We start from the raw sequence: 23964 nt of genomic DNA on the forward strand, positions 1-23964 counted from the left end.
CAGGAAAGCGCAAAGCAACAATACGGACACGTAGGATTCTGCCAGGACGGCGGAGTGAAATGGATGTCAGGGAAACAGTCTGCAAAGCCCCGCTTCGGCGGGGTTTTCTTTTGTCCGCAGAAAAGTGTTCAGCTCATCCCATCCAGTGTCGCCGGGCTATTCAAGCGCTCATCCGGCCTGTTCATGACTTCTTCCAATAAGGTACGCAACAACGCCAGCGAGGCCTGTTGCCGCTGCACATCCCGACACACCAAACCGACTTTGAGCGGCACCCGTGGCTCGCTCAGTGGTTTCCATAACAGTTCCTTGTTGCCGTGTGCCTGTTGCGATCGCCCGGGCAGCACCGTCGCCAGTCGCGTGTGCGGCAGGCTGTCGAGAATCCCCGCCATATTATTCAGCTCAGCTTGCACCTGTGGGCGTCGGCCCAGGCTTGCCAATTGTGCCTGCCAGATTTGTCGCACCTGAAATTCTTCACCCAGCAGCAACATAGGCAACTCGGCAGCCTGACGCATGGAGACTTTCTTGAATTCGCGCAAGGGATGATCCGCCGGGATGACCAGGGTCAGTTCATCTTCGTACAGCATCACGCCGTGCAATCCCGGCTGACGGGGTGGCAGGTAGCTGATGCCGATGTCCAGAGCGCCATTGAGCAAGCGCCGCTCGATTTCCAGTCCCGTCAGTTCATAGATCTGCACCACCAGATGCGGCTGCGCCTTGCGTACCCGTTCGAGCATCTGCGGCACCAGGCTGGTGTGCACGGTCTGCAATACACCAATGGCCAACGTGCGCAGCGCCTGACCCTTGAAATTGCCCAAGGCTTCGCGCGCCCGTTGCAGGCCGTCGAGCAAGGGCAGGGCATGGTTGTACAACGTGTGGGCGGCCAGGGTCGGCAGCAGGCGTTTGCTGCTGCGTTCGAACAGGCTCACCTCGAGGTTTTGTTCAAGGTGGCGGATCTGCTGGGACAGCGCAGGCTGGGAGATCGAAAGTCGCTCGGCGGCCCGGCCCACATGGCCTTCTTCATAGACCGCGACGAAATAACGCAGTTGCTTGAAATCCATAAGTAACACTTATCGAAAATACTGGGAAATCGAAATGGCTCAACGCCTTGCCTGAGCCTAGTCTAACCGCATTCACAAGGCTTACAGGGCCACAGAGCACGATGAATACCGTTTACTTCGATGGTGTTTACATAGGTAAGGCAAAAAACCTCACACGAGGTTTGATCAAATGAATTTGTTCAACTTGCGTCGCAATCCACCGACCCTTGATGACTTGGTCGCGGACACCTTCCAGCCGTCCAAAGACGACAACCTTTCCAGCGAGTGCCTGATGCCCAGTGTCGAGCGGCCGAAACAGATTTTTGTGCGCGGCCAAGGCTCCTGGTTATGGGACAGCGATGACCGCGCCTACCTGGATTTCTCACAGGGTGTCGGGGCCAACAGCCTCGGTCACAGCCCTTCGGTACTGGTCAACGCCATCGCGGCGCAGGCTCAGGCGCTGATCAACCCCGGTTTCGGTCTGCATAACCGCGGCATGCTCAACCTCGCCGAGCGCCTCTGCGCCAGCACCGGCAGTGATCAGGCGTACCTGCTCAACAGCGGCAGCGAAGCCTGTGAAGCAGCGATCAAACTGGCGCGCAAATGGGGCCAGCGGCATCGCGGTGGTGCTTCACGAATCATCGTTGCCCGTCAGGGTTGCCATGGCCGTAGTCTGGGGACGATTTCAGCCTCGGGCAGTTCGAATCTGACTAATCGTTTCGAGCCGCAGCTTCCGGGCTTCAGTCACGTTCCGTTCAATGATCTTCCCGCGTTGCATGCGGCAGTGGATGCTCAGACCGTGGCAATCATGCTTGAACCGATCCAGAGCGAAGCCGGGGTGATTGCGGCCACCGAGCATTACCTCAAAGGTGTCGAGCGCCTGTGTCGTGACCTTGGCATTCTGCTGATCTTCGACGAAGTGCAAACCGGTGTCGGTCGTTGCGGCACCTTGCTCGCTGAACAGTCCTACGGCGTGCGGGCAGATATCGTCATCCTCGGCAAAGGGTTGGGCGGTGGCGTGCCATTGGCGGCTTTGCTGGCGCGAGGCAGGGCTTGCTGTTTCGACGTTGGCGAACTGATGGGTACCCATCATGGCAATGCACTGATGACAGCATCCGGACTTGCCGTGCTCGATACCGTCCAGGACAAGGGCTTTCTCGATCATGTGAGAGAGACCGGTCAGCACCTGCGCGAGGGCCTGGAGCGTTTGTCCCATCGCTATGGTCACGGTGAATTGCGCGGGCAAGGGCTGCTCTGGGGCCTCACCCTGTCCGACGATTCTGCTGACGCTGTGGTCAAAGCTGCGTTGTACGAAGGATTGTTGATCAATACTCCACAACCCGATTGCCTGCGCTTTACGCCCGCTCTCACCGTCAGCAAGGCCAACATCGACGAAATGCTCCTGCGTCTGGCCCGCGCCTTTTCTCGTGTGCGTACTGCGCAACTGCAGTGCCGCAAAGGGATTGCCGTCTGATCAGACCCGCCCTACACGAATTCCCGAACCGTCTCGCGGTATAACGCGTCGCCCCATGCCTGATTCTTTTGGTGTGGGGCGTTTTTTTGTCGGCTCAATTCACCGTGGAGGTTCGACGTTCGGATGACGTTACTGAACCCTGACGAACGGTATTGGTCGATTAGTTGTATGGTTCACACGAGCCAACCCCAACCAGGAGCTGTCCCATGGACTTTATTCGAATCATCATCGCCATTCTGTTGCCGCCACTGGGTGTGTTTCTGCAAGTCGGATTCGCCGGGGCTTTCTGGCTGAATATTCTGCTGACGTTGTGCGGTTACATTCCAGGGATCGTGCATGCGGTGTACATCATCGCCAAGCGCTGAGTTTCGCAGAGCCAGTTAGATTGCTTTCGCGAGCAGGCTCACTCCCACAATAGATCTGTGGTGTACAGAAATCCCTGTGGGAGCGAGCCTGTCGCGAATGAGGCGCCACAAATCCTGCGATGAGCGCGGACTTCAGTCCACTAATTCCATCACCCGCCGATAAAACAACCACTCCTGCTCCAGTGCATGGGCCTGATTGCCGGCCTTGCGAAAGCCGTGACGCTCGTCCGCGTAGTAATGCGCTTCGACCAGAATGCCGTTGTCCTGCAGCGCCGTGACCATGTCGCGGGTCTGTTGCGGCACGACCACGGCGTCCAGTTCGCCTTGAAAGAAAATCACCGGCACGCTGATGTTGCCCGCATGCAGCAGCGGCGTTCGTGCGGCATAGCGCTCGGCATCCTGCACCGGGTCGCCGATCAGCCAATCCAGATAATCGCCTTCGAACTTGTGAGTTGAGCGGCCCAATGCGACGGGGTCGCTCACGCCATACAGGCTGGCACCCGCGCGAAATACCTTGTGGAAAGCCAATGCGCAAAGCGTGGTGTAACCGCCCGCACTGCCGCCGCGAATAAACGCTTTGTCGCCATCGATCAACCCCCGTTCGCAGAGATAGGCGACCACGGCACAAGCGTCTTCCACATCAACCTCGCCCCAACTCAAATGCAGCGCCTGTCGATAGGCGCGACCGTAGCCGCTGCTGCCCCGGTAGTTGAGGTCAGCCACGGCGAAGCCGCGTTGTGCCCAGTACTGGATGCGCGGATCGAGCATCGGGTAGCAAGCCGAGGTCGGGCCGCCGTGGATGAACACCACCAGCGGCGGTTTCGCGTTCCCGGTCATCGCCGGGTAGAAGAAACCGTGAGCCTCACCTGAACCGCTCGGGTAGCGCAGGGTTTGTGGAACGCTGATCTGTTCGGCCGGCAACGGCGCGACACCGCCAGCCAACACCTTGACCTGCCGGGTTTGGCGGTCGATGGCAATGACCGCCGACGAACTGACAGGCGACGCCGCGATGCAATAAATGAACTGCTCATCCAGGGCGAGGTGGCGGAATCGGCTGTAGTCGCCGGTGAAGTCTTCACTGGCGCCACCGCAAAGACCCAGGCGACCAAAACCGCCTTCGGTCCAGCTGGCCAGATAAGTGTCCTCGCTCAGCGGTAACCAGGTGCTGCCACCCAACTGCCAGGGCGCGGGCCCGTGATCGGCTGCGGCACTGGGCAACGGCTTCAGACCCTCCGTCGACTCAGCCCAGGGCTGCCAGTAACCGCCACGATCCGTCAGACAATACAGACGGCCGCCTTCATCGAATCTGGGTTGTTGCAGCGATTCTTCTGACACGTTGCCAGCCACACAACGCGGCGGACCAAAACCACCCTCGCTCTGGCGTTCGGCAACCATCAGGCGGGTCGCGGTCCATGGCTGGTCGGGGCGGCTCCATTCGATCCAAGCCAGGCGATGGGTATCCGGGCTCAGTGTCGGCGCAGCGTAAAAGTCCGCCCCTTCGGCCAACGAATGGCGCGCACCGTCAGCAAGATCGATAGCAACCAGACGGTGCCGGTTGCGGTTTTCTTCGACCGCAAGCACCTGCCCGTTGGCAAACTGCAGATCGCCGTAACGGCATTCACCTGAAGTCAGCACCTCAGGCGTTTCGCCTTGCAACGATTGGCTGTAAAGCTGCTGGTCTGCCTCGTTGACGAAAACCACCCCGTCATCAGTCGGACAAAACGCACCGCCGCCATATTCGTACACCCGACTACGCGCACTGAAACCCGGCGGTGTCAGACAAACAGCCTGCCCTTCGCGCCAATGCCAGATTCGGCAGGCGGCGTCTTCGGGGCGGTACTCGTTCCAGAACAGGCCATGTCGGCCGACCTGTAACTCGGCGAAATCGATGCCGGCCGCAACAGCCTTGGCAGCGCTGAGGGGTTCAGCTTTTAGCGATGAGTCGTGAATTTCGTTCATTGCGAAAGGCCAGTTGTTCGATGGTCTGGGTCGCGTGCTCGGCTTCTTCGCGGGCCTTGAGGATCACGCCGTGATGTTCCGACTTGCTGCACACCGGGTCGGCGTTGCTCGCGTCACCCGTGAGCATGAACGCTTGGCAGCGGCAGCCGCCGAAGTCCTTTTCTTTCTCGTCGCAGGAACGGCACGGCTCGGGCATCCAGTCGTAACCGCGAAAGCGGTTGAAGCCGAACGAGTCATACCAGATGTGCTGCATGCTGTGGTCGCGCACGTTGGGAAATTGCACCGGCATCTGTCGGGCACCGTGACAGGGCAGGGCGGTTCCGTCCGGCGTGACGGTCAGAAAAATACTGCCCCAGCCGTTCATACAGGCTTTCGGGCGTTCTTCGTAATAGTCAGGCGTGACGAAAATCAGTTTGCACGGATGCCCTTCGGCTTCCAGTTTGGCTCGGTATTCGTTGGTGATCCGCTCGGCGCGGACCAGTTGTTCCTTGGTCGGCAACAGACCAACCCGATTGAGCTGCGCCCAGCCGTAAAACTGGCAAGTGGCGAGTTCGACGAAGTCCGCCTCAAGGGCAATGCACAGCTCGATGATCCGGTCGATCTTGTCGATGTTGTGCCGATGGGTCACGAAATTCAGCACCATCGGGTAGCCGTGGGCCTTCACTGCGCGGGCCATTTCCAGCTTCTGCGCGAAGGCCTTTTTCGAGCCGGCCAGCAGGTTGTTCACCTGCTCGTCGCTGGCCTGAAAGCTGATCTGAATGTGGTCCAGGCCGGCCTTCTTGAAGTCGCTGATTTTTTGCTCGGTCAGGCCGATGCCAGAGGTGATCAGATTGGTATAGAAACCCAACTTGCGCGCCTCGGCGATCAGCTCGGCAAGGTCTTGGCGCACCAGCGGTTCACCGCCGGAAAAGCCCAACTGCGCCGCGCCCATCTCCCGCGCTTCGCGGAACACCTTGATCCACTGCTCGGTGCTCAGCTCTTTGCCTTGTTCAGCGAAATCCAGCGGATTGGAACAGTACGGGCATTGCAGCGGGCAGCGATAGGTCAGCTCGGCCAGCAGCCACAGCGGCAAGCCGATTTCGGGTTTTGACGGCAACTTGACTGCTGCGGAATCAGGCAAGTTCGATCCAGTGCTGAGCACGGGCGACCTCCATGAATTGCTCGATGTCTTCACCGAGCTCGGGCACGCCGGGGAACTGCGCGTCCAGTTCGGCAATGATCGTCGCGACATCACGCTCACCGTCGATCAGACCGCCGATCAGCGCAGCGCTTTCGTTGAGTTTGATCATGCCTTCCGGGTAGAGCAACACATGACCTTTTTGCGCCGGTTCGTACTGGTAGCGGTAGCCCTGGCGCCAAGTTGGGGTCTTGCTGCGATCGAAACTCATAAGGTAATTCCTTTATGCCAGACCCGTTGCTCGGTCACGCTGTGATACGGCGGGCGATTCAGTTCATAGGCCATGCTCATGGCATCGAGCATGCTCCAAAGAATGTCCAGTTTGAACTGGAGAATTTCCAGCATGCGCTCCTGGCCGACCCGCGTCGTGTAGTGCTGCAAAGTGATCGCCAAGCCGTGTTCCACGTCGCGGCGCGCTTGGCCCAGACGTGTACGGAAATACTCGTAGCCGGCCGGATCGATCCACGGGTAGTGCTGCGGCCAGCTGTCGAGGCGCGACTGGTGGATTTGCGGCGCGAACAGCTCGGTCAGCGAGCTGCTGGCGGCTTCCTGCCAACTGGCGCGGCGGGCGAAGTTGACGTAGGCGTCCACGGCGAAACGTACGCCGGGCAGGACCAATTCCTGGGAACGCAGCTGATCCGGATCGAGGCCGACGGCTTGACCCAGACGCAGCCAGGCTTCGATGCCGCCGTCTTCGCCAGGGGCGCCGTCGTGGTCCAGCAAACGCTGGATCCACTCACGACGTATCTCGCGGTCCGGGCAGTTGGCGAGGATTGCGGCGTCTTTCAGGGGAATGTTCACCTGATAGTAGAACCGGTTGGCGACCCAGCCCTGGATCTGCTCGCGTGTTGCCCGGCCTTCGTACATCGCCACGTGATAGGGGTGATAGATGTGATAGTAGGCGCCCTTGGCGCGCAGGGCGGCTTCGAATTCGGCGGGGGACATTGCGGTGTCAGTCATTTCGGTTCTCCGGGTAACAACCGGTGGATTCTTGGTGTCTGGTCTGGCCTCATCGCGAGCAAGCTCCCACATTGGATGGGGTTACCACAAATCCCTGTGGGAGCGAGCTTGCTCGCGATAGACCGCGCAGCGGTCTGGGCTTCTTACAGCGCAATACTCATGCCGTCATACGCCACTTCAACATTGCGCCGCGCCAGTTCCGCACGCTCCGGCGAATCCTCATCGAGAATCGGGTTGGTGTTGTTGATGTGGATAAGTACTTTGCGCTGTTTGGGCAGTTGTTCCAGCACTTCCAGCATGCCGCCGGGGCCGTTCTGCGCCAGGTGGCCCATTTCCCGACCGGTGCGGGTCCCGACGCCACGACGCTGCATTTCGTCGTCATCCCACATCGTGCCGTCCACCAGCAGGCAATCGCTGCCGGCCATGATCTTGAGCAGCGGCGCGTCAACCTTGCCCAGGCCCGGTGCGTAGAACAGTTTGCCGCCAGTGTTCAGGTCTTCGACGATCAGGCCAATGTTGTCGCCCGGATGCGGGTCGAAACGGTGTGGCGAGTAAGGCGGTGCGGCGCTGCGCAGGGGCAATGGCGTGAAGCGCAGGCCCGGGCAGGCCGGGATGGTGAAACTGCGGTCGAGTTCGATGCGGTTCCAGGTCAGCCCGCCGTTCCAGTGGGTCAGCATGGTGAACAACGGGAAACCGGTGCTCAGGTCTTCGTGGACCATGTCGGTGCACCAGACCTGATGTGGGCAACCTTCGCGCAGGCTGAGCAGGCCGGTGGTGTGGTCGATCTGGCTGTCCATCAGGATGATCGCGCTGATACCGGTGTCGCGCAGGGCGCGGCCCGGTTGCATCGGGGTAAAACTCTGGAGCTGGGCGCGAATGTCCGGTGAGGTGTTGCACAGCACCCAATTGACGCCGTCATCGGAAATCGCGATGGACGACTGGGTACGCGCCTGGGCCCGCAGGCTGCCGTTGCGAAAACCTGCGCAGTTCACGCAGTTGCAGTTCCACTGGGGGAAACCGCCGCCGGCGGCGGAACCTAGAATCTGGACAAACATGGCCGCTCCATCATTTGAATACTGAAAATAAAAACGCCTCGGCAGACCGAGGCGCTGAACCACGCGACAAACTTAGCGGCTTGCGAAGTACATGGTGACTTCAAAGCCGATACGCAGGTCGGTGTAAGCAGGTTTGGACCAGGACATAGGAGCGCTCCTTCAGGTGATGGGACAGTTGAGATCTATACATATAGTCCACCTCCAGTCGGAGATGTTCAGATAGTTAGGTGGCTATGTTACTCAAAATTTCAGGGTGATTGGCCGTGAATCTTTGAGAAAGCTAATTGCAGCACCGGTAATGATCATTTTGTCGCTTGCCAAGGCGAGTTCGGGCAAGGCCCGCTGGCCAGACAGCGCCAGCCGCCTTCGGCGTTGATCAGGCGCCGGGCAGCAGCCAACAGGGCCTGATGGTCGACCATCAGCGTCGCCCGAGGCAGTTGCGTCAGATAATCCGACGAGTGGCCGGCCAGTTTGCCCTGCCAGAGTAGTTCGGCGGCCTGCGCATTGGGGAGCGCCGCGCTGTCGAATTGATCGGCCAGTGCCTGGCGTTGGCCAATGAAGGTCGCGTCATCAATGCCGTCGATCATCACCGGCAATCCGTTCAGGAAATGTTCGATGTGTTCCAGCAGATCCAGAGGCGCGACGCTCGGTGATTGCACGCCGAACAGCAGCCCGGTCTGCCCATGAATTTGCCGCAGGGCGCTGAACACCGCATAGCCAAGTTGCAGTTCTACCCGCAGGCGCTGGTAGAACGGCGTTTGGCAAACGTGAGCAAGCAAGCGCCAGGCAGCTTCGTCGGAGATGTCCTGGGTTGCCGTCGGACAAAATAGCAACAACGCGTGTTCGCTGGAGCCGGTATCGATAGTGCTCCACAGATGCTGTGAGTTGATCGAGGAGGGCGATGGTGGCTGATTGTCCGCCGTGCCAGGCACTCGACTCAGTGCCAAGCCCATCGCCGCTTGTGTCTGGGCGGACAGCCCGGTCGCCAGACCATCCCAGCGTGCGCTCGACCAAAGTTGCGTCAAGTCGTCCGAGTCGGCTGTGCGCTCGAGGCAATAATCGGGCAGCGCTTTGAGCAGCTGTCGAATCGGCATCAGCGCCGGGACTTCCTGTGAGAAACCGGCGACAGGTTTTGTCAGTTCTTTCAGCGCATGTTCGAGGACGATCGGCATCGCTTCCTGTAGTCCCGTCAACTTCAACAGCCATTCATTTCCTGATGCACTGAAGGAAAAATCGACTCCCGCCTGACGAGCATCTTCACGCAATGGTTGCAGACGGTTTTCCAGGCTTGCCTGAAGGTTGCTACGAGGTGCCGAGTCCAGTCGCCAGCGCAGATAAATCGCGCCTTCATCAGTGTTATCCGGCAATGCCTGACTGAACTGCATCGCAGAACTTTCTCGACGGTTGCGCGAACGGTCCTGGGCAAACGTTCGCAGGCCTCGGTGTTTGCTGGTTTGGCCACGAATCAGTCCGGCATGGGTGACCGGAGGTTCTGTACGTAAAAACGGATTGGGTGTCGGTAGTTGCCATGGGCCGCTGAAGTTATCCACAGCGCCGATTTGTTTCAGGATGTCCTTCAGGGCAGTAACGCCGGAGTCGGATAACCTGTTTTCACGCTGTTCGCTATCCAGTCGCGCCAATTGCAAGGCACCGCTGACTTGTTGTTGGCGCTGGAGCAGGGCGGTGTATTCGTCGCGCAATCCAGCCCAGTCTTGCCGAGAGGTAAAGAACCCCAACCAATCCAGTAGCTGCTTGCGGATCTTCGATTGCGTCGCGTTGGCCGGCAGTGTGAACTCGATGTGCAACAAGGCTTGTCCGGCGAACTGATAAAGCGGCACAGCTTTCAGGTTGTCAGCCAACCTCTGCTCTCGCAATTCAGACTGCAGCCCACCGGGTTTTGTGGCGTTCAGCCAATGGCAAAGGAACGCCAGCGCTTCGGGAGATGAATCGGGCAGCGCTTCGAAGGCAAACAGCACATCCAGTCGATGCTCACCGGCCTGTTGATAACTGTTGCCCGAAGAATCCATCAGAGGTGGAGGCGCTTGTTGCCGGGTTTTTTCTCCTACAGGAATCTCGGTTTCAAAGCTCAGGGCCATGACCCTCAATTCATCGAGACTCTGCGGCCCGGCCAGGCTCAAAGACATCTGCCCAGTCTGATAAAACCGCTGATAGAAATCCTGCAACGCTTGCTGAAACTCTGGTTGCGGCACCGGCAGGCTGTAGCGGTTGCCGGCATGAAACGCGCGCAACGGGTGAGCCGCCGAAATCCCATCGAACAGCGCGAATTGCTGCTGGGCGGCCGCATCACGGGACCATGCAACAAATTCTGCGTGCAACACTTCCCGTTCCCGCCGCTGATCGTCCGGATTCATACGCGGATGGGCGAGCATGTCTGACAGACGCTCCAGCCCACCGCTAAAAGCCTGAGGCGGTAGTTCGAAAAAATAGTCCGTGGTGCGTTCACTGGTTCGCGCATTCACCTGCCCGCCATGACCCTGGACGTAGGCCATCAGCCCTTGTGCCGCAGGAAAGCGCTTCGTGCCGAGAAACAGCAAATGCTCCAGGAAATGCGCCAGTCCGGGCCAGGCCAGCGGCACATCATGGCTGCCAGCGGAGACCCGCAACGCAGCCGCGCAGCGCTTCAACTCGGGCGCATGACGCAGCGTCACCCGCAGGCCGTTGGCCAGGGTTTCAGTGTGAGGGCGAGGGTGATTCAGCGCAGGCATGAGCACTTCCAGAACAGAGAAGCGCTAATGCTAGCGGATAACGGGTGATCAGCGCTTGTTCAGCTCACCGTACAGCTCGGGCCGGCGATCGAGGAGGTAGCGATTGGCGGCACGGGAGTCGACCATCAACTGGCGATCCAGCTCACCGACAATCAATGCTTCATCGAGGCCGGCCTGAGCAATCCGGCTGCCATCCGGTGCGGCAATACTGCTCTGGCCGCAATACTGGATCTCGCCTTCGTTGCCGCAGTAGTTGGCGTAGGCCACATAACACTGGTTTTCGAAGGCTCGCGCACGGACGGTGACGTCGGCAATGAAGTCATAAGGAATCATGTTCGCCGTTGGCACCAGGATCAGCTCGGCGCCCGCCAGAGCCAGGCGTCGCGCGTTTTCCGGGAACTCCAGGTCGTAGCAGATCAGGAAACCGAGCTTCCAGCCATTGAGTTCAACCAGCGGAAACTCATCTGGCCCGGCGCTGAACATCGAGTGATCAAGTTCGCCGAACAGGTGAGTCTTGCGGTAGTTGCACAGGCGTTCGCCATTGGCATCGATCAACTGCACGGCGTTGTAGATCTGCCCGTCCTCGGCGCGCTCGGGGTAGCCATACAAAATGGCGATCCCGGCCGTCTTGGCAATGCGCGCGATCTGTTGCGCCGACTCACCGTTGTGCACTTCCGCCAGCACACTGACCGCATCGGCGCCGATGTTGTAACCGGTCAAAAACATCTCCGGCAGCACCAGCAAATCCGCGCCCTTGGCCTCCAGCGCCAATTGATGCAGACGTTGCAGATTACCTGCGACATCCAGGGGCAGCGGTGGACATTGGTAAAGGGCTACGCGCATTCGGGATTCCTCTTACTCGGGCAGGGCGATCGGGCCGATCTCGTTAAACACATCTCCTGGACCCGGGTTCTCGGCGTGAGTTTCACCGCCGAAGTGTTTCATGATGCCCCACACCGCGTTAAGCGAGGTCTGCACCGCGCCTTCGACCCACGCAGGCGTCCACGAAACATCATCACCGGCGATGAAGATGCCGCGCTGCTCGGCCGGCATGTCAGCCTGCATGAAGTGCGCGTACATGCGCTGGTTGTAGCGATAGTGGCCGGGCAGGGCGCCTTTGAACGCACCGAGGAAGTGCGGATCGGCCTCCCAGGACACGGTGATCGGATCGCCAATGATCCGTGCGGCGATGTCGACTTTCGGATAGATCTTTTTCAACGAATCCAGCGCCAGCTTCACGCGTTTTTCCACCGGATGCGGAAGCATTTTCAACGCGTCGCTCATCCACGAGTAGGACAGGCAAATCACGCCGGGCTTGTCGTCGCCGTTGTCGAACAGGTACGTGCCACGGGTCAGGCGATCAGTGAGGGTCATGCTCATCAGGTCGCGGCCGGTTTCCGGATCCTTGTCCTTCCAGAACGGGCGGTCGACCATCACGAAGGTTTTTGACGATTGCATGTAGCGGGTGCGGTCCAGGGCCATCCACATCTTCTGCGAGAACAGCGTTTCATCGCATTCGATCTGGGTGGTCAGCAGCCAGCTCTGGCAGGTGGTCAGCACCGCTGCGTATTCGCGGGTGTCGCCGTAGTTGTCGGTGACCGTAAATCGGCCGTTCGCTGCGTGGGCGATTTTCTTCACGCCGGAGCGTGGCGCGCCGCTGTGCAGTGAACTGAGGCTGGTGCCCTCAGGCCAGTGCACGCAGCGTTCCGGCACGTGACGCCAAATGCCCAGCGGCACTTGTTCAACGCCGCCGACCACCAAATGCTGGTGATCGTCGCAGTTGGTCATGACTACGCGGAAGATTTCCAGCATCGAATTCGGGAAATCCGAGTCCCAGCCGCCGGTGCCGAAACCAACCTGGCCAAACACTTCGCGGTGATGGAACGAGAGTTTGGCGAAGGCTTTGGAAGTGGCAACGAAGTCATAGAACGTGCGGTCGTCCCACAGCGGAACGAGGGTGTTCCATAGCTCTTTGAGGCGTGGCACATCGCGGTCGCGGATGGCTTGCTGAATATCGGAGAACTGCGAGCCGGCCTCCAGTGCATCCGCCCAGGCGTCGGCTACTTCCTGGAACAGTGCAGGAAGATCCGCCAGTTTCTGTGCGTAATGGGTTTTGCCTTCCAGGTCGATCACCGTGCTGCCCGAAGCGGGGGTCAGCGGGTTCGGGAAAGGTTTGGTTTCCAGGCCGAGCTTGTCGACGTAGTGATAGAACGCAGTGGATGACACCGGGAAACGCATGCCGCCGAGCTCGGCGATGATGCCTTCAGCACCGTTGAATGCTTGGGAGCGCAGGCGACCGCCCATTTTCGAGGCTTCGTAGACGACAGGCTTGAGGCCCAGTTTCATCAACTCGTACGCAGCTACTAAACCTGCGATGCCGGCGCCGACAATCGCGACTTCGGCACCGTGGTTGTGCTCAGGAATACTGCCCAGGCCAACTGGGTGCTCGATCCAGTCGTCGAAGGCGAAAGGAAAATCCGGGCCGAAAATGGTGACTGGTTTTTTACCGTCTGCAGGATGGCGATTGTTCTTGTTCATGGCTGACCTTGCTGGCGACCCGACGCGGAATGCGCATCTGAGTATAGGAAAAGATGGCAGCCATTCTAGAGAGCGTAGAACACGTTAATAAGACGCAAAGTGTCGTCGTTTTGCTAATTGTTTGATCAGAATGACGATAGATTCCTGCACACCGTCAATGTGGGAGCGGGCTTGCTCGCGATGAGGCCCTCCCAGACACCAAAGAGCTATCGGCAAAAACTCAAACCGGCTGCCCCCGATCAATCTTGCTACTCAAGATGATCGACGTCGTTGTCTTCTCCACCCCGTCGACACTGCCAATCTGATCAAGCAACTGATCCAGCTGCTCCGGCGAATCAGTACGCAACCACGCCACGTAATCAAATTCGCCACTCACCGCACACAGTTGCTGCACCTGAGCCATCGCGCTCAGCCGACGCAGCACTTCCTTGCCCGAGCGCGGCTGCACGGTAATCCCGACGTACGCCTGCAATCCACCATCCACCACGCGTTGACCCAAACGCACGCCGTAACCGGTGATGACCTTTGCTTTTTCCAGGCGCGCCAGCCGCGAAGTGACGGTAGTGCGAGCGATGCCCAATTGCCGAGCAAGCGTGGCTACGCTCTCGCGGGCATTGATCTGCAGGGCCGCGATCAATTGGCGGTCGATTTCGTCAAGAACGGGCGGGCGAGTGTCAGGCAAGGGTGTCTCCAGCGGCACAAATCAATGGGTACGCATGTTACAGGCACATCCCGCGCAGTGGATGTTTGATCTAGTCTTAGTACCGTTCATGCCATTTCTACCTGCGACAATTTGCCATAAGTAACTAGGTGGTACATTATTCCGCGCTTGTCACAAATGGGGAAAATTTCGACATGAATAATTCTGGGGCTGCCGGCGGCAGTAAATGGTTGCTGTTGGGACTGGGTGTCCTGATTGCTTTGATCGGGCTTGGCCTGGCGGGTGGCGGCGGCTATCTGATCTCACTCGGCGGTAGCTGGTATTTCCTGCTGATGGGCCTGGCGATGTTGGTCTGCGGGCTGATGATCGCCCGCTGTAAACCGCTGGGCGCGTGGCTATATGGTTTGGCGTTGATCCTGACCGCGATCTGGGCGGTGTGGGGCACCGGTTTGGAATACTGGCCGCTGGTCTCGCGCGTGCTGACATTCGCGGTGATCGGTCTGGTTGTCGCGCTGATCTATCCGACCCTGGTGCGTGCTTCGGGCGCGACTGCGGGCCGTGGCGCTTACGGTCTGGCCGGCATTCTGGGCATCGGTGTCGTCGCAACCCTCGCCTACATGTTCGTGCCGACCCATGTGGTCAAGGCCAGCACTGAACCTGCGGTAACACCGGTCGCACCGGGCACCGAGCAGAAAGACTGGGCCCATTGGGGCAATACCACCGCTGGCAACCGCTTTGCCGCGCTGGATCAGATCAACAAAGGCAACATCGACAAGTTGCAGGTGGCGTGGACTTTCCGCACCAGTGACATTCCTGAAAGCACAGGCGCCGGCGCTGAAGACCAGAACACTCCGCTGCAAATCGGCGACACGGTCTACACCTGCACCGCGTATGGAAAAGTCTTTGCCCTGGACGCCGACACCGGAGTCCAACGCTGGAAGTTCGACCCGCAAGGCACTGCACCAAACTGGCAACGCTGCCGGGGTTTGGGTTATTCCGAATCCCTGGCTCCCACGGATAATCAGCCCACTGCCTGTACGAAACGTCTGTTTCTGCCGACCGGCGATGCGCGTCTGATCGCCATCAATGCCGACACCGGCAAGCCATGTGAAGAGTTTGGCAACAAAGGGACAGTCGACCTGACAACTGACATGGGCGAAGTGAAGCCCGGTTATTACCAGCAGACTTCAACCCCGCTGGTCGCAGGAGACGTAGTAATCGTCGGCGGCCGCGTCGCCGATAACTATTCCACCGGCGAGCCGCCAGGCGTAGTCCGTGCCTTTGACGTGCGCAGCGGTGAACTGGTCTGGGCGTGGGATCCGGGAAACCCGAACACCACCAAACGTCCGCCGGCCGGTGAGACCTATACCCGTGGCACACCGAACGTCTGGTCGGCCATGTCCTACGACGCCAAACTCGGTCTGGTGTACCTGCCAACCGGCAACGCCACACCGGACTTCTTCGGCGGACAGCGAACCGAATTCGATGACAAGTGGAACTCGTCCATCGTCGCCATCGACGTGAAGACTGGCCAGGTGCGCTGGCACTTCCAGACCACTCACCACGATCTGTGGGACTTCGATCTGCCTGCACAACCGCTGCTGTACGACGTGCCGGACGACAAGGGCGGCATGCAGCCGGCCCTGGCGCAAGTCACCAAACAGGGCGAGATCTTCCTGCTCAACCGCGAAACCGGTGTGCCGATCGCCCGCGTCGAAGAGCGTCCCGTGCCGCAGGGGAATGTGCCCGGCGAACGCTACTCGCCGACCCAGCCGTTCTCGGTGGACATGCCATCAATCGGCAATAAGACCCTGACCGAGTCCGACATGTGGGGTGCCACGCCGTTCGACCAGTTGATGTGCCGCATCCAGTTCAAAGGCATGCGCCACGAAGGCGTCTACACCCCGCCGGGCATGGACCGTGCCTTGCAATTCCCGGGCTCCCTGGGCGGTATGAACTGGGGCAGCGTCTCGGTAGATCCGAACACCCACTATATGTTCGTCAACGACATGCGCCTGGGCCTGGCCAACTACATGATCCCGCGCGACAAGATCGGCGCCGGAGCCAGCGGTATCGAAATGGGCGTCGTGCCGCAAGAAGGCACGCCGTTCGGTGCCATGCGCGAACGCTTCCTCTCGGCGGCTGGCATTCCGTGCCAGAAACCGCCGTTCGGCACGATGTCCGCCATCGATCTGAAGACCCACAAACTGATGTGGCAGGTTCCCGTCGGCACCGTGCAGGACACCGGGCCGCTGGGCATCCGCATGCACCTGCCGATCCCGATCGGCATGCCGACTCTCGGCGCCTCTCTGGCTACACAATCGGGCCTGTTGTTCTTCGCGGGCACTCAGGATTTCTACCTGCGTGCTTTCGATACCGGCAACGGCAATGAGATCTGGAAGGCTCGTTTGCCTGTCGGCAGCCAGTCCGGGCCAATGACCTATGTTTCGCCCAAGACCGGCAAGCAGTACATCCTGCTGACTGTCGGCGGTGCGCGTCAGTCGACGGATCGTGGGGACTACGTGATTGCGTACGCCTTGCCTAAGTAAAGGCTGAATCGCAGGTACGAAAAAGCCGCGCAATTGCGCGGCTTTTTTGGCTGAGCGCTACGCCATCGGCGGGATGACAAGATGGACAGCAACAGTCACTCGTAGTCGAATGCGCAATCGAGGGAAGCGAGGCAATGGACATGACGAAGAAGATGCCGCCCGTTGTACGGGACCATGCATTGCAGATTGCACATCACGAAATGGGGCACTACGTAATGGCCCGGGCCTTGGGGTTTGCTACGGGCGGCGTGACCCTGACAGTGACCATGGACTTAAGGCATCACGGTGGGGCTTCCATTACCTTGGCGCGATCCATTTCGTCGATAGGTGCGATGAAGGAGCATTTGGAAGAAAGGATGATGGTCCTCTTTGCTGGCGCTATGGCGCAGACCTTACCTTCAAAACATTCGTCCAGGAAACGCGTCGATAAGTCCAAAGCAGCAGCCATCCTCAAAGGAGAGCTCGGTTCGGAACAGGACTACGCAAAAATAAGGGAGATACGGCATTTGCTGCGCAATCTCGCCTACCCCGATACGGATCCAGCGTCGTCTGAGCGCATAGCGGCTGAGCTCAAAGAAATTACTGATCGCGTGTGGTTGCGGACTCAAACAATCGTGGAGGCATTGGCCGATACGATTACCGAATTGGCAGGAGCGCTGGTAGACGGCATGGTCATCGTGGAGCAATGGGGTAGGGCGGCGGATACGTATGAGGTGGTGCTGACGGGGGAAATGCTTGAACAGCTGCGATCAGTGCAGGCCATTCCGGCGTTAAGTGTTCGGACTGACAACTGCAGTGATACTGGTCAGCACAGAAAATAACGACTGACCGTTGCATGCTCGACAGGTCCCAAAAAGGGAGCGATAAGTCCCTTTTTGGGAATCTTCAACTCGGGTGTGGTTATGTGTTGTTCGGCTGGTTGGCTTTCCGTTTTGTCTGAACAGGAGTTCGTGTCAGCACCTTCACCACATCGTCAATCACCGCATTGCTCATTGCCGTCAGATAGTGCGCGGCCCAGGCGTGGCGGTCGGTGTCTTTTGTGTAGGCGGCATCCACGGCGAGCGCTTTGGCGAGGAACAGCAGATCGGAAGCCTGGGCCAGCGCATCGCTGATCGGGACGCCCGCGCGGACGTTGAACAGCGCTTGATTCGAGCAATAAATCAACGGCGTGAAGCCGATGGTTTTCAGTTCTGAAGGTTCGGACGGGTTTGTTTTGGTCGTGCTCAATCTCCTGGGTTCAAGGAGCCGGCACATTCGTTTCCAAGCGAATGGGTGACGGCTGTACGCAGGTTGGAAAACCGGGAACCAAGGAACCGGCACGCCCGAAGACGTCCCACGCACAGCCGCCATAACACAGGTTTCGCAGTCGTATAAAACGTCTGCAGTCGTGATGGGGTGCTGTTGCGCTACGGTTCGACGGGTTTCCAAGCCCGATCGCTGAATGGTCAGCGACGTCCGGAGAGTATCCCGTCGAAGAAAAGCCCAACAGGCAGCAAAGTGCCCAAGCGCAAGTTTCGGAGTTTGCCTACAAGGTCTTAGGGCGTCATCCGATATTGCGACACTGCAAGCAAACAAGATTAAACGTCAGATACGCAAAAGCCGCGCATTTGCGCGGCTTTCTTGTTTGGTGGGCCCACACGGACTTGAACCGTGGACCAAAGGATTATGAGTCCTCTGCTCTAACCAACTGAGCTATAGGCCCTCAGTAGGTCGCGGATTATAGCGACGGTTTCTCGGCTGTGCTATCCGAAAAATCCAATACGGCTGTACGAAGAAACGTCGCGGCAAATTCGTTGGGGGGAAGGGGCAGGCTGACGATGTAGCCCTGGATCTGCTCACAGCCTTCCGCAGCGAGGAATTGTTGTTGCGCGAGGGTTTCGACGCCCTCGGCAATGATGGTGAATTGCATGCTGCGACCGAGCGCAATGATCGCGCGAACGATGGCCGCGTCGTGGGGATCATCCGGCAGGCCGCGGACGAAAGACTGGTCGATCTTGAGAATGTCCAGCGGCAGACGTTTGAGGTAACTCAGCGATGAGTAGCCGGTGCCGAAGTCGTCGATCGCCAGTTGTACGCCCAGGTGTTTGAGTTGATGCAGTACCGCGAGCGCTTCTTCTGCCTGGCTCATGATGAAGTTTTCGGTAATTTCCAGTTGCAAGAAATCGGGTCTGAGCCGGTTGTCTTTGAGCAGTTGTTCAATCCGGCCCAGCAGGTTCGGCTGACGCAGTTGGGCGCCCGCGAGGTTGACCGACAGCGGGCCGAGGCATTCGTAGACCTGGTTCCATTCGTACATCTGCCGGCAGGCGGTTTCGAGTACCCAGTCACCGATTTGCAGGATCATGCCGTTTTCTTCGGCCAGCGGGATGAAGTGTTCCGGTGGCACATCGCCAAAGGTCGGGTGGCGCCAGCGAATGAGGGCTTCGGCGCCGACCAGGCGATGGTCATCGAGGCTGATCTTCGGTTGGTAGTAGAGGTGCAGCTCGTTGCGCTCGATGGCGCGGCGCAGTTCGTGCTCAAGCGCCACTCGTTCGCTGGCCTGAGCGGTGAGGTCGCGGGTATAGCTTTCGACCCGATTGCGGCCCTTGGCCTTGGAGCGGTACATCGCCGCGTCGGCGTTCTTGACCAGTGTGGCGACGTCACAGCCGTCCTTGGGATAAAGGCTGGTGCCGATGCTGGCGCTGATGAAAAACTCGTGCACGCCGGCCTGGAACGGCGCTGCGAAGCAATTGAGCAGCTTGGTCGCGATGTTGTCGGCGTCGCTGGCTTGTTGCAGGCCGGGCAGGAGGATGATGAATTCGTCGCCACCCAGGCGCGCCACGGTATCGATATCACGCAGTTGCTCCTTGAGACGCACGGCAATGCCCTTGAGCAGCAGGTCGCCGACCGGGTGACCGAGGCTATCGTTGATGTGTTTGAAACGGTCCAGGTCGAGGAACAATACTGCGCCCTGACCACCGTTTTCCTGCTGGTTGTTGAGCGCGGTGAGCAGTCGGCTCTCGAACAGTGTGCGGTTCGGCAGGCCGGTGAGCGGATCGTGGTGCGCCTGGTAGTCGAGTTTGGCCTGGGCGTGCTTGAGACTGGAAATGTCCGCAAACACGGCGACAAAGTGGGTGATGAACCTGTCGCGGTTGCGGACCGCGCTGATGGTCAGCCAGCTCGGGTAGAGCTCGCCATTTTTGCGTCGGTTGGAAATCTCGCCTTGCCAGTGACCTTCGGCGGTCAACTGATGCCACATCGCGGCATAGAACGCGCTGTCGTGCAGGCCCGAGGCGAGCAGGCGAGGGGTATGCCCCAGTGCTTCGCTCTCGCTGTAGCCGGTGATTTCGGTAAACGCGCGGTTGACCGCGCTGATGTGTTGTTGAATGTCGGTGATCAACACGCCCTCGGCGGTACTCTCGAACACGGTGGCAGCCTGCTGCAGTTTTTCCTGCATCAAGTGCCGCTCGGTAATGTCCCGGGCGATCGTCAACATGCAATCTTCATCGCCAATCGGCAGCGGACGGCTGGACACCTCGCAGAGTCGGATCTGCCCATCGCTGCGGCGGATATGGCAACTGAAGTCGCGGACGAAACCGTCCCGGTGCAGCAGGTCGAGCATCTGTTTGCGTTCGTTGAGATTGACCCAGATCCCCAGCTCCAGGGCCGAGCGATCCACAGACATCGCGCTGTTGAAGCCGGTAATGCGGCTGAAGCCTTCGTTGACCTCCAGCAGCAAACCGTCGCTTTGCCGGGACAGCAGCAAGCCGTCGGGGGAGGCATGGAAGGCCTTGGCGAATTTCTCTTCGGAGGTTTGCAGTTGCTGTTGGGTTTCCTTGAGTTGGCTGATGTCCCGCACGACCACTACCAGTGCCGGGGTCGTATCGAGATCGAACGGTTCTGCGGAGATCAGGCCGGTAAATACCTGGCCATTGTTACGGCGAAAGGGCATCTCCAGGTTGCGGATGCTGCCGGCCTGCAACCGCTGCAACAAGCCCGGCCCAACGCCGGCTATGCCCCAGATGTTCAGGTCGGTGGCGGTCTGGCCGATGACGTCCTCGGCCTTGAGGCCGATCTGTTCTTCGAACGCTTCGTTGACCTCCAGCAGGCAGCCGTCGGAGAGTCGTGCGATGACCAGAATGTCTGGGCATTGCTGGAACACCGAGGCGAATTTCTGTTCCGACAGGCGCAAGGCTTCTTCGGTGCGCTTGGCGTCACTGATGTCGATCATCAGCCCGCGCATCACCGGCTCATGGCCGTGTTCGATCAGGCTGACGATATCGCGCACCCAAATGCAGCGGCCGTCGGCGGTGATCACTCGGTAATCGAGACTGTGATCGCGCCCGGCCAGTACTTCGTGATCGCAAAAGGTTTGGGCGCGGGTCAGGTCGGCGGGGTGAATGATATTGCGCCAGAAGCCCGGAATCAGCCAATGGGACAACGGATAGCCGAGCAGGTCTTCGGCATGTGGCGACACATAGCTGTAGGTGAAATCGGTGATCCGCGCTTCCCAGGCGATGGCCGAAAGACTCTCCACCAGCCCGCGGTAGTGGTATTCGCTGCTGCGCAGCTCCTGTTCCAGATCGACCCGGCGAGCGATTTCCGAACTCAGTCGGCGGTTGATCCGGATCACGACCGCCAGCACGATGATCAGCACCAGCAAACCCGGCAGGCCGTAAACCAGCAGATCGGACCAGAAAGTCCGATGATCGAGGACGTTGCCGACCCAGTGCTCCTGAATGGTGTTGATTTCATCCGGAGTCATGTCCGCCAGGACTTTGTCGAGAATGCCTACCAGGATTTTGTTGTCCCGGGGCACACCCATGGCCAGTTGATAGCGATAGGGTGTCTCGCCGCTGACATAGAGGCCGTCGAGCTTGAGTTGGCGCAGGCTCCAGACACTGGAGGCAAGATCACCCACCACGGCATCCACTTCATCGGTCGCCAGCGCCTGCAATGCCGAGCTGACGTTGGGCATTGCCACCAGATTCAGGTCGGGATGTTGAGTGCGCAGCAGTTCGTGGGGGGCGTAGTTCTCCACCACGGCGATTTTCAGCCCGTACAGGTCTTCGAGTTTGCGCGGCTGGCGGCCGCCGACATGGGCCAGGATGACAATCGGAAAGTCCAGGTAGGGACGGGTGAATGACAGGTAAGCCTGGCGTTCGGGGGTCGACATGATACCCGGCAACAGATCCAGCTTGCCTTGTTTGACCTGCTCCAGGACAACCGTCCAGCTGACCGGCTCGATAGGCGTGAGCTTAATGGCCAGGCGTTGGCGGATCAGGTCGATATAGTCCGCCGCAAGGCCCTGATAGCGGCCCTGATCGTCACGAAACTCAAAGGGTGGCCATGACGCATCGACACCCAGGCGCAAGTCCGGGTGAGCCGTCAGCCAGCTACGTTCTTCGTCGGTGAGAGTCAGCGCGCCAGCCGTTGCGGTCCAGGTCAGTAGCGACAGCAAAAAAAGCACGGTCGGCATTCTGGGCATAACGGTCTCGTTATGGCTCGGGGGAATGTTTCGAGTGTAGACGGGCAATTCGGCGGGGGGGAAGTGCGGGGGATTTTATCTGTAGAAAGCAAAACCCCCGGCCTGGGCCGGGGGTTCTGTGATCACTCGTCGAGGAAGGAGCGCAAATGCTCGCTTCTCGTCGGGTGGCGCAGCTTGCGCAGCGCCTTGGCTTCGATCTGACGAATCCGTTCACGGGTCACGTCGAACTGTTTACCAACCTCCTCGAGGGTGTGGTCGGTATTCATATCGATACCGAAGCGCATGCGCAGAACCTTGGCTTCACGGGCAGTGAGGCCGGACAGAACTTCGCGAGTCGCTTCTTTAAGGCTCTCAACGGTGGCGACATCGATTGGCGACTGCATGGTCGAGTCTTCGATGAAGTCACCCAGGTGGGAGTCTTCGTCATCACCGATCGGGGTTTCCATGGAGATCGGCTCTTTAGCGATCTTCAATACCTTGCGGATCTTGTCCTCAGGCATTTCCATGCGTTCGCCCAGCTCTTCCGGGGTCGGTTCGCGACCCATTTCCTGCAACATCTGCCGGGAAATACGGTTGAGCTTGTTGATCGTCTCGATCATGTGCACCGGAATACGGATGGTGCGGGCCTGGTCGGCGATCGAGCGAGTGATCGCCTGACGGATCCACCAGGTGGCATAAGTCGAGAATTTGTAGCCGCGGCGGTATTCGAACTTATCCACCGCTTTCATCAAGCCAATGTTGCCTTCCTGGATCAGATCAAGGAATTGCAGGCCACGGTTGGTGTACTTCTTGGCGATGGAGATCACCAGACGCAAGTTCGCTTCTACCATCTCTTTCTTCGCGCGGCGGGCCTTGGCCTCACCGATCGACATGCGACGGTTGATGTCCTTGATCTCGGCGATCGTCAAACCGGTTTCGGTTTGCAGCGCGGTCAGCTTCTGCTGGCAACGAATGATGTCCGGTTGCAGGCGACCAATGGCTTCAGCGTATTTGCTTTTGCCTTTGGCCAGTGCATCGGTCCAGCTTTCGTCGACTTCGTTGCCCGGGAACTGGCGCAGGAAGTCGGCACGCGGCATACGAGCATCACGAACGCACAGTTGCATGATCGCGCGCTCTTGCTGACGCAGACGATCCAGGGCACTGCGAACACGCTCGACCAGGCCTTCGAATTGCTTCGGAACCAGTTTGATCGGCATGAACAGCTCAGCCAGCAGCACCAGCTCGGCAATTGCCAGCTTGTTGCCACGACCGTGCTTTTTCAGCGCCTTGCGGGTGACTTCCATCTGATCGGAGACAGCGCCAAAACGCTGTGCTGCGATGACCGGATCCGGACCGCTTTCGACTTCGTCTTCGTCATCGGTGCTGGCTTCGGCTTCATCGTCGTCAGTATCGTCGTCCGCTTTCACGGCTTTCGGATCAGTCGGCGGTGGCGCTTCTGCAGCAGGCGGCGCAATGCCGTCGTCCGGGTCGATATAACCGCTCAGGACGTCGGACAGGCGGCCACCTTCGGTGGTGACGCGAGTGTACTCGGAGAGAATATGGTCAACCGTGCCAGGGAAGTGCGCAATTGCGCCCATCACTTCGCGGATGCCCTCTTCAATACGTTTGGCGATTTCGATTTCGCCTTCACGTGTGAGGAGCTCTACCGTACCCATTTCACGCATGTACATGCGCACTGGGTCGGTGGTGCGACCAATGTCGGTCTCGACCGCTGCCAACGCTGCTGCTGCCTCTTCGGCCGCGGCTTCGTCGGTATCGGCGTCGGCCAGCATAAGGGAATCCTTATCTGGCGCAACCTCGAATACGTTGATCCCCATGTCATTGATCATGCGGATGATGTCTTCCACCTGTTCCGGATCTGAAATATCCTCCGGCAGGTGGTCGTTGACCTCCGCGTAAGTCAGGTAACCCTGCTCACGACCAAGTGTGATCAACTCTTTGATACGAGACTGCTGTTGCGCTTTTCCGGACATAACACCCTATCCACTGAAGGTCTTGG

Annotated in this window: 18 protein-coding genes and 1 tRNA gene; 4 read left to right on the forward strand and 15 right to left on the reverse strand. The window is 59.2% G+C overall.

The features are described 5' to 3' along the window. Positions 1–128 precede the first annotated feature (128 nt). Positions 129–1058: a LysR family transcriptional regulator gene (locus FQ185_RS04860; RefSeq protein ID WP_149416507.1), complete on the reverse strand. Its 930-nt coding sequence runs from the start codon at positions 1056–1058 to the stop codon at positions 129–131. Positions 1059–1227: 169 nt separating this feature from the next. Here FQ185_RS04860 and FQ185_RS04865 point away from each other — a divergent pair, with 169 nt between their 5' ends. Both FQ185_RS04865 and FQ185_RS04870 read left to right on the forward strand, forming a co-directional pair. Beyond that, positions 1228–2511: an aspartate aminotransferase family protein gene (locus FQ185_RS04865; RefSeq protein WP_149416508.1), complete on the forward strand. Its 1284-nt coding sequence runs from the start codon at positions 1228–1230 to the stop codon at positions 2509–2511. A gap of 206 nt (positions 2512–2717) precedes the next feature. After that, a complete protein-coding gene (locus tag FQ185_RS04870) occupies positions 2718–2876 on the forward strand; it encodes a YqaE/Pmp3 family membrane protein (protein WP_007904205.1) in 159 nt (52 codons plus the stop codon). Between the two features lie 132 nt (positions 2877–3008). Here FQ185_RS04870 and FQ185_RS04875 read toward each other — a convergent pair whose 3' ends face one another. The 10 genes from FQ185_RS04875 to FQ185_RS04920 all read right to left on the reverse strand — a co-directional run bounded on the left by FQ185_RS04875 (position 3009) and on the right by FQ185_RS04920 (position 13973). After that, positions 3009–4835 (reverse strand): S9 family peptidase, encoded by a 1827-nt coding sequence (locus tag FQ185_RS04875; protein ID WP_149416509.1) that lies wholly within the window; start codon positions 4833–4835, stop codon positions 3009–3011. Next, positions 4801–5931, reverse strand: coding sequence for a pyrroloquinoline quinone biosynthesis protein PqqE (gene pqqE, locus FQ185_RS04880; RefSeq protein ID WP_178113494.1), 1131 nt, complete (start codon positions 5929–5931; stop codon positions 4801–4803). The genes FQ185_RS04875 and pqqE overlap by 35 nt, the downstream gene beginning before the upstream one ends. A 16-nt stretch (positions 5932–5947) precedes the next feature. After that, positions 5948–6223 carry a pyrroloquinoline quinone biosynthesis peptide chaperone PqqD gene (gene pqqD, locus FQ185_RS04885; RefSeq protein ID WP_149416511.1) on the reverse strand — a complete coding sequence of 92 codons (276 nt, stop codon included), beginning with the start codon at positions 6221–6223 and terminating at the stop codon, positions 5948–5950. Continuing rightward, complete coding sequence (pqqC, locus tag FQ185_RS04890) at positions 6220–6972, reverse strand: pyrroloquinoline-quinone synthase PqqC (RefSeq protein ID WP_149416512.1); 753 nt, start codon at positions 6970–6972, stop codon at positions 6220–6222. The genes pqqD and pqqC overlap by 4 nt, the downstream gene beginning before the upstream one ends. Before the next feature lie 143 nt (positions 6973–7115). Beyond that, positions 7116–8027, reverse strand: a complete 912-nt coding sequence (gene pqqB / locus FQ185_RS04895) for a pyrroloquinoline quinone biosynthesis protein PqqB (protein ID WP_149416513.1) — start codon at positions 8025–8027, stop codon at positions 7116–7118. A gap of 72 nt (positions 8028–8099) precedes the next feature. Beyond that, positions 8100–8174, reverse strand: coding sequence for a pyrroloquinoline quinone precursor peptide PqqA (pqqA, locus tag FQ185_RS04900; RefSeq protein WP_009045898.1), 75 nt, complete (start codon positions 8172–8174; stop codon positions 8100–8102). A gap of 155 nt (positions 8175–8329) precedes the next feature. Further along, entirely contained in the window at positions 8330–10753 is a 2424-nt protein-coding gene (gene pqqF / locus FQ185_RS04905; RefSeq protein ID WP_149416514.1) for a pyrroloquinoline quinone biosynthesis protein PqqF, read from the reverse strand. Positions 10754–10801: 48 nt separating this feature from the next. Then, positions 10802–11596, reverse strand: a complete 795-nt coding sequence (locus FQ185_RS04910; protein WP_149416515.1) for a carbon-nitrogen hydrolase family protein — start codon at positions 11594–11596, stop codon at positions 10802–10804. Between the two features lie 12 nt (positions 11597–11608). Beyond that, complete coding sequence (locus FQ185_RS04915) at positions 11609–13291, reverse strand: NAD(P)/FAD-dependent oxidoreductase (RefSeq protein ID WP_149416516.1); 1683 nt, start codon at positions 13289–13291, stop codon at positions 11609–11611. Between the two features lie 220 nt (positions 13292–13511). Further along, positions 13512–13973: an Lrp/AsnC family transcriptional regulator gene (locus tag FQ185_RS04920; protein WP_149416517.1), complete on the reverse strand. Its 462-nt coding sequence runs from the start codon at positions 13971–13973 to the stop codon at positions 13512–13514. A 173-nt stretch (positions 13974–14146) separates the two neighbouring features. Here FQ185_RS04920 and FQ185_RS04925 point away from each other — a divergent pair, with 173 nt between their 5' ends. Then, positions 14147–16501 (forward strand): glucose/quinate/shikimate family membrane-bound PQQ-dependent dehydrogenase, encoded by a 2355-nt coding sequence (locus FQ185_RS04925; RefSeq protein WP_149416518.1) that lies wholly within the window; start codon positions 14147–14149, stop codon positions 16499–16501. Positions 16502–16641: 140 nt separating this feature from the next. Continuing rightward, positions 16642–17322, forward strand: coding sequence for a peptidase M41 (locus tag FQ185_RS04930; RefSeq protein ID WP_149416566.1), 681 nt, complete (start codon positions 16642–16644; stop codon positions 17320–17322). 79 nt (positions 17323–17401) lie between these two features. Here FQ185_RS04930 and FQ185_RS04935 read toward each other — a convergent pair whose 3' ends face one another. The 4 genes from FQ185_RS04935 to rpoD all read right to left on the reverse strand — a co-directional run bounded on the left by FQ185_RS04935 (position 17402) and on the right by rpoD (position 23938). Beyond that, entirely contained in the window at positions 17402–17728 is a 327-nt protein-coding gene (locus FQ185_RS04935) for a DUF3077 domain-containing protein (protein ID WP_256730363.1), read from the reverse strand. 398 nt (positions 17729–18126) lie between these two features. Continuing rightward, positions 18127–18203: transfer RNA gene (locus FQ185_RS04940), tRNA-Ile, on the reverse strand. Between the two features lie 15 nt (positions 18204–18218). Further along, positions 18219–21965 carry a bifunctional diguanylate cyclase/phosphodiesterase gene (locus FQ185_RS04945; RefSeq protein WP_149416520.1) on the reverse strand — a complete coding sequence of 1249 codons (3747 nt, stop codon included), beginning with the start codon at positions 21963–21965 and terminating at the stop codon, positions 18219–18221. A 122-nt stretch (positions 21966–22087) separates the two neighbouring features. Then, positions 22088–23938: an RNA polymerase sigma factor RpoD gene (rpoD, locus tag FQ185_RS04950; RefSeq protein WP_149416521.1), complete on the reverse strand. Its 1851-nt coding sequence runs from the start codon at positions 23936–23938 to the stop codon at positions 22088–22090. Positions 23939–23964 lie beyond the last annotated feature (26 nt).

This window comes from Pseudomonas sp. ANT_H12B, assembly GCF_008369325.1.
Classification (GTDB): Bacteria; Pseudomonadota; Gammaproteobacteria; order Pseudomonadales; family Pseudomonadaceae; genus Aquipseudomonas.